Origin of the sequence: Streptomyces sp. NPDC048057, assembly GCF_040653095.1 — a bacterium.
Taxonomy (GTDB): Bacteria; Actinomycetota; Actinomycetes; order Streptomycetales; family Streptomycetaceae; genus Streptomyces.
Window position 1 is genome coordinate 128,350 of record NZ_JBEZNF010000008.1, and the last position, 13,790, is coordinate 142,139.

General features: G+C 72.2%; 15 protein-coding genes. 6 read left to right on the forward strand and 9 right to left on the reverse strand.

The features are described from left to right. The first annotated feature begins 41 nt into the window (after nucleotides 1-41). Nucleotides 42-1,043, forward strand: a complete 1,002-nt coding sequence (locus AB0E05_RS11350) for a zinc-binding dehydrogenase (RefSeq protein ID WP_361961769.1) — start codon at nucleotides 42-44, stop codon at nucleotides 1,041-1,043. Between the two features lie 191 nt (nucleotides 1,044-1,234). Here AB0E05_RS11350 and AB0E05_RS11355 read toward each other — a convergent pair whose 3' ends face one another. Beyond that, nucleotides 1,235-2,116 (reverse strand): phosphotransferase, encoded by an 882-nt coding sequence (locus tag AB0E05_RS11355; protein WP_361961771.1) that lies wholly within the window; start codon nucleotides 2,114-2,116, stop codon nucleotides 1,235-1,237. Nucleotides 2,117-2,164: 48 nt separating this feature from the next. Then, nucleotides 2,165-3,064 (reverse strand): aminoglycoside phosphotransferase family protein, encoded by a 900-nt coding sequence (locus AB0E05_RS11360; protein WP_361961773.1) that lies wholly within the window; start codon nucleotides 3,062-3,064, stop codon nucleotides 2,165-2,167. A 118-nt stretch (nucleotides 3,065-3,182) separates the two neighbouring features. Here AB0E05_RS11360 and AB0E05_RS11365 point away from each other — a divergent pair, with 118 nt between their 5' ends. Both AB0E05_RS11365 and AB0E05_RS11370 read left to right on the forward strand, forming a co-directional pair. Beyond that, a complete protein-coding gene (locus AB0E05_RS11365) occupies nucleotides 3,183-4,583 on the forward strand; it encodes an FAD-dependent oxidoreductase (protein ID WP_361961776.1) in 1,401 nt (466 codons plus the stop codon). Nucleotides 4,584-4,648: 65 nt separating this feature from the next. Continuing rightward, complete coding sequence (locus tag AB0E05_RS11370; protein ID WP_361961778.1) at nucleotides 4,649-5,677, forward strand: pentapeptide repeat-containing protein; 1,029 nt, start codon at nucleotides 4,649-4,651, stop codon at nucleotides 5,675-5,677. 41 nt (nucleotides 5,678-5,718) lie between these two features. Here the strand turns inward: AB0E05_RS11370 and AB0E05_RS11375 are convergent, their stop codons facing one another. Further along, nucleotides 5,719-6,588, reverse strand: coding sequence for an NmrA family NAD(P)-binding protein (locus tag AB0E05_RS11375; RefSeq protein WP_361961780.1), 870 nt, complete (start codon nucleotides 6,586-6,588; stop codon nucleotides 5,719-5,721). A 63-nt stretch (nucleotides 6,589-6,651) separates the two neighbouring features. Here AB0E05_RS11375 and AB0E05_RS11380 point away from each other — a divergent pair, with 63 nt between their 5' ends. Continuing rightward, nucleotides 6,652-7,032 (forward strand): helix-turn-helix domain-containing protein, encoded by a 381-nt coding sequence (locus tag AB0E05_RS11380; RefSeq protein ID WP_361961782.1) that lies wholly within the window; start codon nucleotides 6,652-6,654, stop codon nucleotides 7,030-7,032. Here AB0E05_RS11380 and AB0E05_RS11385 read toward each other — a convergent pair. From AB0E05_RS11385 to AB0E05_RS11400, 4 genes are all read right to left on the reverse strand, one after another. Then, nucleotides 7,029-7,505, reverse strand: a complete 477-nt coding sequence (locus AB0E05_RS11385) for a hypothetical protein (RefSeq protein ID WP_361961784.1) — start codon at nucleotides 7,503-7,505, stop codon at nucleotides 7,029-7,031. The genes AB0E05_RS11380 and AB0E05_RS11385 overlap by 4 nt on opposite strands. 155 nt (nucleotides 7,506-7,660) lie before the next feature. Further along, nucleotides 7,661-8,233 carry a dihydrofolate reductase family protein gene (locus AB0E05_RS11390; RefSeq protein ID WP_361961786.1) on the reverse strand — a complete coding sequence of 191 codons (573 nt, stop codon included), beginning with the start codon at nucleotides 8,231-8,233 and terminating at the stop codon, nucleotides 7,661-7,663. A gap of 73 nt (nucleotides 8,234-8,306) precedes the next feature. Continuing rightward, complete coding sequence (locus AB0E05_RS11395) at nucleotides 8,307-9,053, reverse strand: SRPBCC domain-containing protein (RefSeq protein WP_361961788.1); 747 nt, start codon at nucleotides 9,051-9,053, stop codon at nucleotides 8,307-8,309. Nucleotides 9,054-9,056: 3 nt separating this feature from the next. Further along, entirely contained in the window at nucleotides 9,057-9,686 is a 630-nt protein-coding gene (locus tag AB0E05_RS11400; RefSeq protein ID WP_361961790.1) for a helix-turn-helix domain-containing protein, read from the reverse strand. Between the two features lie 103 nt (nucleotides 9,687-9,789). Between AB0E05_RS11400 and AB0E05_RS11405 the strand changes: the two genes are divergently transcribed. Continuing rightward, the gene (locus AB0E05_RS11405) at nucleotides 9,790-10,095 is read left to right on the forward strand and encodes a hypothetical protein (RefSeq protein WP_361961792.1); all 306 of its coding nucleotides are present in this window, start codon (nucleotides 9,790-9,792) and stop codon (nucleotides 10,093-10,095) included. 9 nt (nucleotides 10,096-10,104) lie between these two features. Here the strand turns inward: AB0E05_RS11405 and AB0E05_RS11410 are convergent, their stop codons facing one another. Then, the gene (locus tag AB0E05_RS11410; RefSeq protein WP_361961794.1) at nucleotides 10,105-10,419 is read right to left on the reverse strand and encodes a hypothetical protein; all 315 of its coding nucleotides are present in this window, start codon (nucleotides 10,417-10,419) and stop codon (nucleotides 10,105-10,107) included. 1,181 nt (nucleotides 10,420-11,600) lie between these two features. On the opposite strand from AB0E05_RS11410, the gene AB0E05_RS11415 reads away from it, so the two are divergent. Continuing rightward, on the forward strand, nucleotides 11,601-12,614 hold the full coding sequence (locus tag AB0E05_RS11415) for a hypothetical protein (RefSeq protein WP_361961796.1): 1,014 nt from the start codon (nucleotides 11,601-11,603) through the stop codon (nucleotides 12,612-12,614). A 407-nt stretch (nucleotides 12,615-13,021) separates the two neighbouring features. Here AB0E05_RS11415 and AB0E05_RS11420 read toward each other — a convergent pair whose 3' ends face one another. Further along, nucleotides 13,022-13,789 carry a GntR family transcriptional regulator gene (locus AB0E05_RS11420; protein WP_361961798.1) on the reverse strand — a complete coding sequence of 256 codons (768 nt, stop codon included), beginning with the start codon at nucleotides 13,787-13,789 and terminating at the stop codon, nucleotides 13,022-13,024. Nucleotide 13,790 lies beyond the last annotated feature (1 nt).

Genomic DNA, 13,790 nt, shown 5'->3' on the forward strand with positions numbered 1-13,790 from the left:
CCGTACGACGACAACCGTCCGAAGAGCCCCCAGGGGGATCCATGTACGCCGTCCGCCTCCACGCCTACGGTCCCGCCGAGAACCTGACGTACGAACGCGTCGACGACCCCGTGCCCGGCCCCGGCCAGGTGCGGATCGCCGTCGCCGCGGCCGGGGTGCACCTGCTGGACACCGCGCTGCGCGCCGGCGCCACGGGCCCCTACCCGGAGCCCGTGCCGCTGCCCACCGTCCCCGGCCGCGAGGTCGCCGGCACCGTCGACGCGCTCGGCGAGGGCGTCGACGCGCGGTGGCTCGGCCGTACGGTCGTCGTCCACATCGGGATGCGGCCCGGCGGGTACGCCGAACTCGTCGTCACCGAGGCCGAACGGCTCCAGGAGGTCCCCGACGGCGTCGACCCCGCCGAGGCCGTCGCCATGATCGGCACGGGCCGCACCACGATGGGCGTCCTCCAGTTCGCGGACCTCGGGCCCGACGCCGTCGTCCTGGTCACCGCGGCGGCGGGCGGCATCGGCACCCTGCTGGTGCAGTACGCGAAGAACGCCGGCGCCACCGTCATCGGCCTGGCCGGCGGCCCGAACAAGGTCACCCGCGTCCTCGCGGGCGGCGCGGACTTCGCGGTCGACTACCTGAACGACGGCTGGCCCGAAGAGGTCCGCGACCACCTCGGCGAGCGCCGCGCCACCATCGTCTTCGACGCGGTCGGCGGCGCCACCGCGCGCGCCGCCGTCGACCTCCTCGGCAAGGGCGGCCACCACCTCGTCTACGGCTGGGCCGACGACGGCCTGCTCGACGGCGGACCGCTCACCTTCTCCGAGGAGGAACTGGCGGCGCGCGGCATCACGTCGACGAACATCCTCGACGGCTCGATGCTGCTCGCGCCGGTGAACGGGAACGTGCGCGCCCTGGAGGACCGCGCCCTCGCCGAACTCACCACCGGCCGACTGCGCCCCGGCGTCCAGCGCTTCCCGCTGTCCGACGCGGCCCGGGCGCACCACGCGCTGGAAACCCGGAGGACCATGGGCAAAGTGGTGCTCATCCCCTGACGTGCGGCGACGGCAGAAACAAAAACGGATCCGCTGGCGCTGAGCGAAAGGGGGCGGGGCGGTCGGCCACGGGGGATCGACCGCCCCGCCCCATCTACGTGCACGGGACACGTTCAAGAGCCGTCGCGCCCCCACGTGACGGTGCGACAGGTTCGCCCCGTCGGTCCCAGGGGTGCGGATGGCGCCGATGTTCACGTGACCACGGACGTCTTCTCCGGACCGTCCCATCGCCCGGCGACCACGTCGAGCGTCGGCCAAGGAGGCCCCTGGCGCAGCAAGCGCAAGAACTCCTCGCCGAACCACCTCCCGTTCGGAAGCCGGTCGCCACGCTCCCAGCGCCAGGCCGCGACCATCGCGAGGACGAGCTGCCGGCAGTCGTCCAGCAGCCCTCGGTCAACGTTCGGATAGTGCGCGCAGACCGCCTCGGCGACATGGGCGAGGTCGAACTCGACGGGCCCACGGCAACACGTCTCAAGGTCGACGAAGAGCGGGCCGTCCTTCGTGCCGAGCACATTGCCCGGATGCGGCTCGCCGTGGAGCAACTGCTCCACGGCGCCGCGGTCCTCGATCGCCCGTCGCAGGCTTCCCAGTCTGCCGCTGAGGAACGCGCGGTCCGCGTCGGCGAGTTCCGGCGAGCGGTTCGGGTCGGCGACGACGTCTTCCGCCTCGACGATGCGGTCCGTGAACCGCGGGCTCGGCGCGTCGACCTTGCGCATGCCGGCGTGCAGCCGCTCCAGCGCCTTGGCGTAGTCGGCTGGCGGGACGTGCGGAGTCACGGGTTCGTAGTGGGTCCACAGCGTCACGGTGAAGCCGTCGCGCTCGTGCACGCGCGGGTCCACCCGAGGTGCCAAAAGGCCCGTCGGGCACCCGACCCGGGCGAGCCGCTGAGCGAGCTCGACTTCGAACGGCGCAGCCCCGTGCCCCGCAGGAGCGACCCGGGCGAGCACGTCGCACGGCGTCAGCCGCAGCGTCAGCCTGTTCGAGTCGTGGAGGACGATCGCGTCGTCGGCGGGCAGGTCGAGCGATGCGGCGACCGCCTTCGCGGCCGCGATCGCACCGGTGATGTCCGTCATCTTGACTCCGATTCACTGCGCATCCCAGCAAGATCCGTGAGGCAGGCCCTACGGGCGGGCCGCCAGCAGCGCGAGGGCGATCTGCGCCGGCGTCTTCGGCAGTTCCTCCTCCCCGTCGTCCGCGACGTCCCACAGGGACCACTGGAGGACCCGCCCGAGCGTCCACGCCCTGGCCCGCTCGCGGTCGAGCCCCAGCACCTCCGTCATCAGGTCGAACCGCCACACCGTGGCCGCCGGGTCCGGGTCGTAACGGTTCGTCAGTGCCGGCATCAGCTCGAACCCGGGGTCGCCGGCGAGCGGCTTGGGATCGATCGCCAGCCACGGCTCGCGCTCGGCCGCGAGCACGTTGTCGTAGTGCAGGTCCCAGTGGAGCAACCGGTCCCCCGGCTCGTCCGCGACCTCCCGCACCGCCGCGGCGCAGTCGAGCAGCAGCCGCCGCTCGTCCGCGTCGACCAGGCGCCGCGCCGCTTCCGGCACCTGCGCCAGCATCGCGGTCGTGACGTCCCCGAGCCGGCGCATCCCCGCGGGCGCGGGGCCGGCCGACAGCCGGGCCAGCAGTTCGGCGACGACCTGCACCGCCTGCCGCACGTCGGGGACGGCGGACAGGTGGCGGGTGGCGTCCAGGCCCTCCAGCAGCAGCGCGCCGGTCGCCGGGTCGTGCTCCAGCAGCCGGACCGCGCCGGCGCCGTTCCACGTCCGCAGGGCGTCCGGCTCGCCCTCGGTCTCCTCGTCCACCGGCCCGATCTTCAGTACGGATTCCGTGCCGTCGGCGCGTACGACGGGCAGCACGAGCGAGACCAGGCCGTGCGTCGGCGCCCCCGAGCGCCGCAGGTCCCACCGGTCCAGGAGTGCGGCGGCGCGGGTGGGAAGCGCCTCGATGAAGGCCCGGGAGGCAGCCCCACCGTGCTTGGCGTGGGAGTCCACGAGTGCCTGGGGAACCTCGATCATGTCCCGATCCTAGGCAGGAAGCACACAACGAATTCCAGCATTTTCAGGCCCCGCCGGGCCGCATAGTCTCGTGCGTACCCGCATCGGGCCCGGCCATCGGACAGTGAGCAGGAACGACATGAGCACCACCACGAGCACCGTCAACGGCGGCATTTCGTTCTGGTACGCGCGCAGCGGGCTCCCCGCGCCCCGCGAGCCGCTGCCCGGCGACGCCACCGCGGACGTCTGCATCGTCGGCGGCGGCTACACCGGCCTGTGGACGGCGTACTACCTCAAGAAGGCCGTCCCCTTCCTGAACATCACCGTCCTCGAAGCCTCCTTCTGCGGCTACGGCGCCTCCGGCCGCAACGGCGGCTGGCTGTACAACGGCATCGCGGGCCGCGACCGGTACGCCAAGCTCCACGGCCACGAGGCCGCCGTCCGCCTCCAGCAGGCGATGAACGACTCCGTCGGCGAGGTCGTCGCGGTCGCCGCGGACGAGGGCATCGACGCCGACGTCCACCGGGGCGGCGTCCTCGAAGTCGCCCGCTCCCCCGCCCAGCGCGCCCGCCTCACCGCGTACCACTCCGTCGAAGTCGCCTTCGGCGAGCACGACCGGGTGCTGCTGGGCGCCCGGGAGACCGCGGAGCGCATCCGGGTCGCCGGCGCCGTCGCCGCGACCTGGACGCCGCACGGCGCGCGGCTGGACCCGGCGAAGCTGGTGAAGGGGCTCGCGGCGGCCGTCGAGGCGCTCGGCGTCACCATCCACGAGTCCACGCCGGTCACCGAGATCCGGCCCAAGCACGCCGTCACCCCGTACGGCACGGTCCGCGCCCCGTACGTGCTGCGCTGCACCGAGGGCTTCACCGCCGGCATCAAGGGGCAGCGCCGCACCTGGCTGCCGATGAACTCCTCGATGGTCGTCACCGAACCGCTGGCGCCGTCGGTGTGGGAGGCGATCGGCTGGGACGGCCGGGAGACGCTGGGCGACCTGGCCCACGCGTACGTGTACGCGCAGCGCACCGCGGACGACCGGATCGCCATCGGCGGCCGGGGCGTCCCGTACCGCTACGGCTCCCGCACCGACAACGACGGCCGCACGCAGCCGGAGACCGTGGCCGCGCTGCGGGACGTCCTGGTCCGCTTCTTCCCCACGCTCGCCGGCACCCGCATCGAGCACGCCTGGTCGGGCGTGCTCGGGGTGCCCCGCGACTGGTGCGCCACGGTCACCCTCGACCGTTCGACGGGCCTGGGCTGGGCGGGCGGTTACGTCGGCTCCGGCGTCACCACCGCCAACCTCGCCGCCCGCACCCTGCGCGACCTGATCCAACAGGACTCCGGCCAGGGCGGGGCGACGGAGCTGACCGCGCTGCCGTGGGTGGGCCACCGGGTCCGCAGGTGGGAGCCGGAGCCGCTGCGCTGGCTGGGGGTGCGGGCGATGTACGCGGCGTACCGCGGCGCGGACCGTCGGGAGTCGACGGCGCACTCGACGGAGACGGACCGCGTGGCCCGGCTGGCGGACCGGATCTCGGGCCGGTAGCCCGAGCCGGTGGACCGAGGGACGCGGGCCCGACGGCCTCCGGGCTGCGCCACTAGGATCGCCGCATGCGATTTCGGCGGCGGGGGCGCCCCACGCACCGGCAGAAGCGAGCGGCGCTCGCCGTGGTCGGCGCGCTCGTCGCCGCCGGGCTCCTGCTCGTCGTCCTGGGCCCCGTCTCCTGGCTGATCGCCGGCGACACCGTACGCGGGCTGCCCGGCAAGGAGAAGGCGGACGCCATCAACGCCGTCCGCCAGACGATCCTCGCGGCCATCGGCGGTGCGGCCGTCATCGGCGGTCTCGCCTTCACCGCGCGCACCTACGCACTGACCAAGCGCGGACAGGTGACGGAACGCTTCAGCAGGGCCGTCGAACTCTTGACGTCGGAGCACGTCGAAGAGCGCCTGGGTGCGATCTACAGCCTGGAGCACGTCCTGGCGGAATCGCCGCAGGACCACGTGACGGTGGTCAATCTGCTGGCGCAGACCGTCAGGAACCGCACCAGGCCGGCCGACTTCCCCGAAGGGCTCGACCAGTCGCGCTCGCACGGCAAGCCCCTGCCCGCCTTCGGCGTCCAGCCCTCCGCGGACGTCGATGCGGCGCTGCGCATACTCGCCGTGCGCCCCGACCGCCCCGAGCCCTTCCGGCTCGACCTGCGGCACGTGACGCTGCCGGGCCTCTACATCCGGGACTTCGAGTTCGACGCGCCGCCCTCGTTCCGGTCGGCCTTCTTCACCTGGGCGGATCTGCGGCACTCTGCGTTCCGTGGGCTGGATCTGACCAACGCCATCTTCACCGAGGCCGACATGAGGGGCTGTCTGCTCGTCTCCGCGCAAATGGACGGCGCGGTGCTGTCCCGGGCGGATCTGCGCGGGGCACGCTTCAAGGACGCGTCGCTGCTCGGCGCGTTCCTCGACGGGGCGGACCTGCGGGACAGCGACGGCCTGACGCCCGAGCAGTTGTCGGGTGCGCTGATCGACGGGTCGACTCAGTTGCCGCCGGAGCTCGCGGCCGACGGGTGGGTACGGGCAAGGCTCGCCGCGATGCCCGCGGAGGCCACCAGCACCGTTCCCCCGCCGACGCCCCGCCCGGCGTAAGGCCCCCGGCGCGGGGCTCCCGCCCCCTCGGTCCCGAGGCGTCACAGACCCAGGTCGGCCAGCCATTCGCCGGTGGTCCGCGGGGTCAGGCCCAGCAGTTCCTGGGCGGAGTCCGCGGGGGTGATCGCGTGGTCCGGGAGCGTGCCGATGGCCCGGTAGAGGCCCGCGACGCCCGCCGCGGTGGCCTCGCCGAGCAGCGGCGCGATCAGCCCGGCGAAGGCGTCGGGGGTGATCCCCTCGTACGCCACCTCCCGTCCGAAGCGGCCCCCGAACGCCTCGGCGAGCTGCGGCCCGGTCACGGCCGGGTACTGCCCGACGGTGACGGTGCCGACCACGTCCGTACGCCGCAGCAGTACGGCGACGACGTCGGCGACGTCCAGGTGGGAGGACCAGGAGACGGGCAGCCCGGCCGCCAGCGGGTAGCGCAGGACGCCCTCCTCGCGGGCGCCGCCGACGACCGGCGGCAGGAGCAGGTTCTCCAGGAACAGCCGGGGCGCGACCACGGCGTACGACACTCCGCTCCGCCGCACGCCCTCGACCAGGTGCGCCACGGCGGGATCCGCCGGCACGCCCCCGGCGGCGGTGGCGGAGGTGGCGTTGGTGAAGGCGCCGCTGGTGGAGACGACGACGCGGGCCGGGCGGGCCCGCTCGACCGCGGCGACGACGTTGCGGGCGAAGGCCAGCCGGTCGTCCGGCGCGCCCAGCGGCAGATGGACGAAGACGCCGTCGGCCCCTTCGTAGGCGCGGGCCAGCGCGTCGACGGACGCGTAGTCGGCGGCGACGGCGCGCACGCCGTCGGGGACGGTCGCGGCGCCGCGCGACACCGCCGTCACCGGCGCGCCGGAGGCGGCGAGGGCCGCGAGGACGGGGGCTCCCTGGGCGCCCGTGGCGCCGTGGATCACATAGCTCATGAGACCAATGGTGCATACGATGCACCAGTTACATCAACTGCACTAATGGCGTACGATCGCACCATGACCACCCCCCTGCCCACGTGCGGGGTCGCCCGCTTCCTCACCCTGCTCGACGGCCCCTGGGCCACGCTCATCGTCCGGGAGCTGCTGCGCGGCCCGCAGCGCTTCAGCGAGCTGCGCGACGCCCTGCCGGGCATCAGCCCGCACACCCTCACCAGCAGGCTGCGCCGCTTCGCGGCGCACGGCATCGTCACCCGCACCGTGCACGCCGAGGTCCCGCCGCGCGTCGTGTACGAGCTGACGCCCTTCGGACGGGAGCTGCGGACCGTGCTCGACGCGATGGCCGCGTGGGCGACGGCGATCCCGGCACCGGATCCCGACCCCGCCTCCGAGCCCGAGCCCGAGACCGGGACCGGGGGGCGCGGGGTGCGGGCTTCCTAGGACTTCGCCTCGTACTGACCGCGCACCAGGAAGTCCCGCAGCGCCTCCGGCGTACCGATCTCCAGGGCCCGCACCGCCGCCGCGCGGACGGCGGGGGTGGTGGTCGGAAGGCCGAGGATGCGGAAGACGGCAACGCGGTCGTCCTCGTACTGCTTCTCCCAGCAGCCCTTCTCCAGGAAGTTCCGCTGGTCCTGGACGGTGCCGTTCATGGCCGCCTCCGCAGCGGCGTAGACGGCCTTGCCGGTGTCCGGGTGACTCATGAGGCGCAGGATGGCGATCCTGACGTCGTGGTCATCCAGCTCGCCCACCGTCACGGTCGGGCAACCGCCTGCGGTCGGCGTCGCCGCCGCGCCGGCAGCCGAAGCCCTGGGCGCGGCGCCGGTCGAGTCACCGGCGAAAGCGGGGGTGGCGAGCAGGAGCGTCGGCGCCAGAGCGACGGCCGCGACAGTCAGGGCGGCACGGGGCAGTCTCACGTGTGAACCTTCCTTACGCATGTCCAATACCTGGGAACTTCGCCCAGCAGTGGCCATCTTCGCCGTCATCGCACCGCAGAGCATTGCCCACTACAGGCAGTCTTGATGGTGCGTCATTGCCTGGCCGCACCGCACGACACCACGGGTGGCGTCAGTCAGTGGACGACGTCGAGGACCTGCTTCTGCAACCCGTTCGCGTACACCTCGTGCTCGACCAGCTTCAGCTTCTGCGCGTCCTTGTCCGCGGTGCTGAACAGCCGCTTCCCGGCGCCGAGCAGGGTCGGGAAGACCAGCAGGTGGTAGCGGTCGATCAGACCCGCGTCGGAGAGGGCGCGGTTCAGGGCGGCGCTGCCGTGGACGATGATCGGGCCGCCCTCGGTCTCCTTCAGCGCCGCGACCTCCTCGATCGAGCGCAGGATCGTCGTCTCGCCCCAGTTCGTGACCAGGTCGTCCTCGGTGAAGGTGGTGGAGACGACGTACTTCGGCATGTCCTTGTAGTCCGCGAACTCCGCCATGTCCGGCCACACCGGGCTGAACGCCTGGTAGCTGACCCGGCCCAGCAGCACCGCGGTGGCCTCCGCCTGCTCGGTGCCCTTGATGGCGAACGCCTCGGGGACGAACTCGACGTCCTTGAAGGTCCAGCCGGCGTTCCGGTAGCCGGGCTCGCCGCCCGGGGCCTCCACGACGCCGTCGAGCGAGATGAAGGCGGAGCTGATCAGGGTGCGCATGGGGTGGTCCTCGCTGTCCTTGTTGTCAGGTGTGCGTGCGAAGTGCGTACCGGCGTACGCACAAGTGCGGTCGTCAGCCGACGAGTTCGGCCAGCCAGCGCTGCCAGGCGGCTTCGGCCACCGCCCCGTCCGCGTCGGCCGCGAAGAGGTGGTGGAACATCAGCGCCACGCCCGGGAAGACGTGGAAGGTGTAGAGCCCGTCGGCGGTGCGCACCTCGATGCGTCCCGGCTCCGCCCAGACCACTTCGCCGTCCAGCAGCGGCAGTCCGGCGGGCTCGACGTGCACCCGCGCCCCCGACTCGGCCCCGGCCGCCGGCAGTGACAGCGCGCCGTCGAGCGCCGCCCGCACCTCCTGCACGGGCCGCGCCCCCAGGGGCGCCACGGCGAAGACGGGGACGCCGGTGCGCCCGGTGAAGTGCGTCAGGTACTCGCGCAGGGTGTGCAGATGGAAGGGCCAGCCGGCGCGCAGCGCGTCGTACTCGTCCTGCCAGTCGTCGCCGAGCATCCCGCTGTGGACGAGGCGGAGCACGGTGCTACCGCCCTCCCGCCCCTCGATCAGGTACTCCACGGCCATGAACCGGCCGTCGTCGGCGGTGGGCGTGCGGGTGGCGAAGCGCTCGCCCGGTTCGTACGCGGTGATCACCGCTTCCTCGCGGTGGCCGCCGGTCTCCATGGCGCAGACGCCGCCCTCGCGCGGATCCACCTCGTTGCGCCCCATGAACCAGGAGTCGACGCCCGGCCCGGTGGCGATCGCGTCCCAGACCTCCTGCGGACTGGCCGGCAGGGTGGTCTCCAGCTCGATCTCGAACGGATGCGTCATCGCTCAGTCTTCCCGTCGTGCTTCGGATGCGGTCTCGCGGGTCGTCTCGTGGGTCGTGGTGGGGATCTGGTGCAGCCCGACGACGACCCGGTGGCTGCGGCCCTGCTCGGCGTGCTCGTCGTGATAGCGGCTGACCAGTGCCGTCACGGCCCGGGTCAGGTCGTCGGCGAACGCGGCCCGGTCCGCCGCCGAGGCGAACCGCACCTCGGCGTCGATCCCGAAGGTGGCGACCCGCCGCCGGGCCCGGGCGCCGCCGGTCACCAGCGCCCCGACCTCCTGCACCAGCCGGGCGCCCAGCGCCAGCAGCCAGCGCGCGGAGAGCTGGTCGGGGGCCCGGGACGGGTCCGGGCTGACGGCGGCCAGGGCGCTCGGCGAGATGACGTACGACGCGGCGGTCGCGCGGTACACCCGCTCGGTGACGTTCCCCTTCCGCCGCTCTTCGGCCAGCTCGACCAGCCCGTGCCGTTCGAGCGACTTCAGGTGGTAGTTGACCTTCTGCCGGGGCAGCCCCAGCCGACCCGCCAACGCGGCGGCCGACCCGGGCTCGGCGAGGGCGGCGAGGATCCGGGACCGCATGGGGTCCAGGGAAGCCTCGGCCGCGGCGGCTTCTTCGATCACAGCGACGTCCAGCACTCCTCAAGAATCAGTCCGACAATAATTTTTGTCAAGACAAAAAAACTTGTCGGTGCCGACGGGCGTGGTGGAACTCCTTGTGCCGCCCGGCAGTTCACCGGACATGGCTCAGACGCTGGGGTGGGTGGCGGCCGGGGTCCTCGCGCTGTGCGCGCTCGGCTGGTTCGCGGACCGCGCACTGCTGTGGATGGAGGCGCGCGGCTGGATCTACTGGCGCCGCAAGGGGCTGTCCTCGATGGGCGTGGACCTGCTCCAGGACACCTCGCCGGCGGCCCAGGCGCTCAAGCGGGCGATGCAGGACGAGCGCTCGCTGAAGAACGTACGGGTCGCGGAGGAGCCGCCGCTGCGGGTGGACCTGGACGCGGGCGTGGTGCGCGTGAGGCGCACGGAGGACGGCGGACCCGACTGAGCTGCCGGGTCAGCTGCCCGGCGGCCCCGTGCGGTGCTCGGCGAGCCGCCGTCGCGCCTCGGCGTACGCGTCCGCGTCCATCTCCCCCATGGCGAACCGCCGGTCCAAGATCTCCTCCGGGCTGTCCCGCCGCGGGGGCTCCTGCGGCGGCGGCCCGTTCGACGGGCCTCGCCCGCTCCCCCACTGCGGCGGCTGCTGCGGCTCGCGCCCGTCCGGCCGGTTCGCCAGCCGCACCGCGACCCACACCACGAGGCCGATCAGGACGATCCACAGCAGCGGCATGAAGGCCATCCAGGCCCAGCCGCCGTCACCGTGCCAGTACATCTCCGCCTCACCTCCAGGCGGCCGGTGACATCCGGCGGAATCCTGGCGAATCCGGTGGAATCACCACCGCCCACTCCAGCCTGCTCCTGCCCGCCGCCCACGGCAAGAACGGGCCGGCCGGCCCGTCGCGCAAGACCGTCCCGGGCCACCTTGTGTCGGAAGGGGCCCATCCGTCCGCTCACGCAGCGCTCACGCAGGCAGCTCGGCGAATTCCCGCGATCCGAGGTCGCACAGCCCCGGCTTCGCTCTGGCAGCAGACCCTGGAGAGTCACCTGCCAACGGCAGAATCCGGCCGACCAACTACCGTGTCGCACCGGCGACATGGAGGCCACCCATCAGGTTTCCCCGGCTAGGCCTAACCTCGGAGGCGACGCGGCCCCCGCGGGCCAAGCGCGAATCGGAAAGGCGACCGGATGCTCCTCTGGCGGCATACGTCGGACGGTACGAACGTCGCCGGCCAGCTGTGGATCGAGTCGCCATCGGAGGGCGCCAAGCCTCATGCGACGGAGCCGCTTCCTGGCAGCGCGGCGATCACCGCCCGCCTTCGTGAAGTTCCTCGCGACCTCGAACGGCGCGCGAGATGCACCAAAAGGTCCGCAAGGCCGGAGTTTGGCAAAGTGGGTAAAATCCTGCAACTGCCCCGATAGAACACCAGGTCGGCGCCTGCGCTCCCCGCGCATGCGGGGGTGGTCCCGGCAGCAACCAAGGCTCGGCGAGACCTCGTTCTCCCTTGTGCGGTCGCGCGAACACCGCGTGCGCGGCGAAGTCGCGTAGATGCCCGTCGGGGGTTCGTACCATCGAATCGGGAACCCAGTACACGTACGTGCCGGGCTCCCTCTGACTGCTTCGGCTCAGGGGCTGGGGGTGTGGCGTTGTTTCGGGCGTCGTCGAGGGTGCGTTGGTCCCGTCCGGGCGACCTTCGAGGATCAGTCCGCGGCGTCAGGCGCGGTGCATCGGCAAGTCGGCGTCCACACCCAACACGTCGCCCGCGGTGAGGCCGACGCTCTCCCTACGTCGCGGGACGAGCCGTCGCCTCGAACCCCTCCGGGGTCCGTAGGCCTCGTGGTGCGGCGAGGGCAGTCGAGCCGACAACTGAGGGATGAGTCGTCTCCGCCGCACGGCGGAGACGAGCAGCCACAGCGCAGGATGTGTCGAGAGTGCGTGGTCGCCAGTCTGGGGACATGACCCAGACCTCCCGCTCCGTCTCCCCTCCCTTCCCCGCTCGACTCCCTGGTCCCGGCCGGGTGTCGCGGGTGCTGCGGGCCGTCGCCATCGCTTCCTGCTTCCCGTATCTCGCGCTCAAGGTCGCCTGGATCGCGGGCAGTCGTATCGGGATCCCGAGCGGTAGTTCACTCCTCGACGAGGACAAGCGGGCACTGCTGATCGGCGTGAACGCGGTGACCGTGCTGATGGACGCGGCCGTCATCGTGCTCGCCCTGGTGCTCACCTCGACCAGGGGCCACCGCGTGCCCGCCCCGCTGCTCGTGTTTCCCATGTGGGTGGCGACCGGGCTGCTGACACCGATCATGACGGGCTTCCCGGTCCAACTGGCGGTCGACCTCTTCACGGGTCCGCAGGAGAGGTCGACGTCGAACGGCGAGCCCTTCCTCGACGGCTGGGTCTACGGCATCGTCTACGGCGGCTTCATCGTCCAGGGCCTCGCCCTGGGCATCCTCTTCGTGCGGTACGCGCGGGAGCGCTGGGGCCATGTCTGGCAGGGGCGCATGGGCGATCTGCCGCGCGACACCTGCGGTCGTGCGGCGCGCACGACCTCCGTCGCGGGCGCCCTGCCGGCACTGGTGCCCATCACGGTGCACCTGATGTGGGCGGCGGGCTCCACGACCGGACTGCCGCAACAGCGGATCGACGAACGCACCGGTTCCTTCACCGCACTTGAGTCCCTCAGCGCCGCCACCGCGGCCGTCGCCGTCGCCGGTCTGCTGCTCCTCGTCTTCGCGCCCCGCGCCGCGACATTCGCCCGGCTCCCGGTGAAGGTGCCGCTCGCCGCCGCCTGGGCGGGCTCGGGAGCCGTCGGCTGCTGGGGCGCCTGGATGTCGTTCGCCGGACTGATCCCGCAGGACGACCCCGCCAAGCAGCCCCCCGCGCTGATGACCCTGACCTACGCCGGGTCCATGATCGCCGGATTCCTGCTCGCCCACGGCGTCGCCTCCTTCCTGAAGCGACGCACTCCGTGACGATGCCCTCCGGGCCTCCGGCCCGGCGTGGCCGGCCGCCACGGACCGGCCAGCGCCAGTCCGCCCCAGGAAACCCCGCCCCTTCGCTCACGCGAGCCACCAGCCACCCTCCGCCAGCGTGGCGCCCCACACCCCCGAGCAGCAGAAAGCCCAGGTCGGAGAACGTCCCGACCCGGGCATGAAAAGAGCCCCCTGTCGGATTCGAACCGACGACCTACGCATTACAAGCTGTCCGATCTTGCTCCGTGGGTGTCCGCTGGCGTCCGCGCCGCCGCTTGCTCTGCTGGTCGGATGGGTTGCTGGACTTCGGCGGACGGCGCCGGACTGGTGCGGAACCAGCCTCAACCGAGACCGCAAATGAGACCGGGGTCGACGCGGCGCGTCGACCCCGAGAGTCCGTGAGAGCGTCACTCGAACTCGTACTGCAACTCGTACAGGTGCCCCGCCTTCGCCATCACCGTCACTTCGATCGGGCGATCGCCGTCGCTGTAGACGACTCGGAGCGTTCGTAGGATCGGCAAGTCGGTGGGCAAGCGCAGCGCCTCGTACTGCTTCTGCGTCGGTACGCGGGCGGATACCCGGTCGACGGTAAGTCGAGGTCGGTGTCCCATCTCGGCAAGAAGGGCGGGTGTACCGCCGCGGATCTTCCGAGCCTCCGCCAAAGCCGTTCCCTGGGCCAGGTCGAGAGGGTAGTAGGACGAGACCAGCTCGACAGGTTCGCCGTCGTGCGAGAGCACCTGCTCACGAACGATCGCCGTCCCGCCCTCCGGCAATCCGAGCCGATGGGCGACATCGCGCGGCGGGCGCACCTCGCCCACGCTGAGCAGTTGGATGCTGCCGCGCTTCCCGCGCTTTGTGGCTTCGGTGAGCCACGGATACGACTCACCCGGTTCCGCAGGTCTGCCGAAGTCGGCCGGACGGACCGTCTCCTGTTGATGCTCGCGCACAGTCACCGAGGCGCCAGCGCGACCGATAGCCAGCCGCTCGTCTTTCAAGACCTGCAACGCCTTCTGCACGGTGGCGTTCGAAACTCCGAACCGCTCCTTGAGACGCTGCGTTGACGGGAGGCTGGACCCAGGGGCCAGATCGCCGGACATGATCTCGTCGCGCAAATCGGCGGCCATGCGCTCGTGCAGCGGACGCCGGTCGAGTGCCTCGTCATCCGACTTGGGCATG

What these genes read in the sequence shown, in the direction of transcription:
- AB0E05_RS11415 (WP_361961796.1), top strand. Translation starts at nt 11,601, where the DNA reads ATGACCCAGACCTCCCGCTCCGTCTCCCCTCCCTTCCCCGCTCGACTC.
- AB0E05_RS11350 (WP_361961769.1), top strand. Translation starts at nt 42, where the DNA reads ATGTACGCCGTCCGCCTCCACGCCTACGGTCCCGCCGAGAACCTGACG.
- AB0E05_RS11380 (WP_361961782.1), top strand. Translation starts at nt 6,652, where the DNA reads ATGACCACCCCCCTGCCCACGTGCGGGGTCGCCCGCTTCCTCACCCTG.
- AB0E05_RS11365 (WP_361961776.1), top strand. Translation starts at nt 3,183, where the DNA reads ATGAGCACCACCACGAGCACCGTCAACGGCGGCATTTCGTTCTGGTAC.
- AB0E05_RS11395 (WP_361961788.1), bottom strand. Translation starts at nt 9,053, where the DNA reads ATGACGCATCCGTTCGAGATCGAGCTGGAGACCACCCTGCCGGCCAGT.
- AB0E05_RS11420 (WP_361961798.1), bottom strand. Translation starts at nt 13,789, where the DNA reads ATGCCCAAGTCGGATGACGAGGCACTCGACCGGCGTCCGCTGCACGAG.
- AB0E05_RS11360 (WP_361961773.1), bottom strand. Translation starts at nt 3,064, where the DNA reads ATGATCGAGGTTCCCCAGGCACTCGTGGACTCCCACGCCAAGCACGGT.
- AB0E05_RS11370 (WP_361961778.1), top strand. Translation starts at nt 4,649, where the DNA reads ATGCGATTTCGGCGGCGGGGGCGCCCCACGCACCGGCAGAAGCGAGCG.
- AB0E05_RS11375 (WP_361961780.1), bottom strand. Translation starts at nt 6,588, where the DNA reads ATGAGCTATGTGATCCACGGCGCCACGGGCGCCCAGGGAGCCCCCGTC.
- AB0E05_RS11355 (WP_361961771.1), bottom strand. Translation starts at nt 2,116, where the DNA reads ATGACGGACATCACCGGTGCGATCGCGGCCGCGAAGGCGGTCGCCGCA.
- AB0E05_RS11405 (WP_361961792.1), top strand. Translation starts at nt 9,790, where the DNA reads ATGGCTCAGACGCTGGGGTGGGTGGCGGCCGGGGTCCTCGCGCTGTGC.
- AB0E05_RS11410 (WP_361961794.1), bottom strand. Translation starts at nt 10,419, where the DNA reads ATGTACTGGCACGGTGACGGCGGCTGGGCCTGGATGGCCTTCATGCCG.
- AB0E05_RS11390 (WP_361961786.1), bottom strand. Translation starts at nt 8,233, where the DNA reads ATGCGCACCCTGATCAGCTCCGCCTTCATCTCGCTCGACGGCGTCGTG.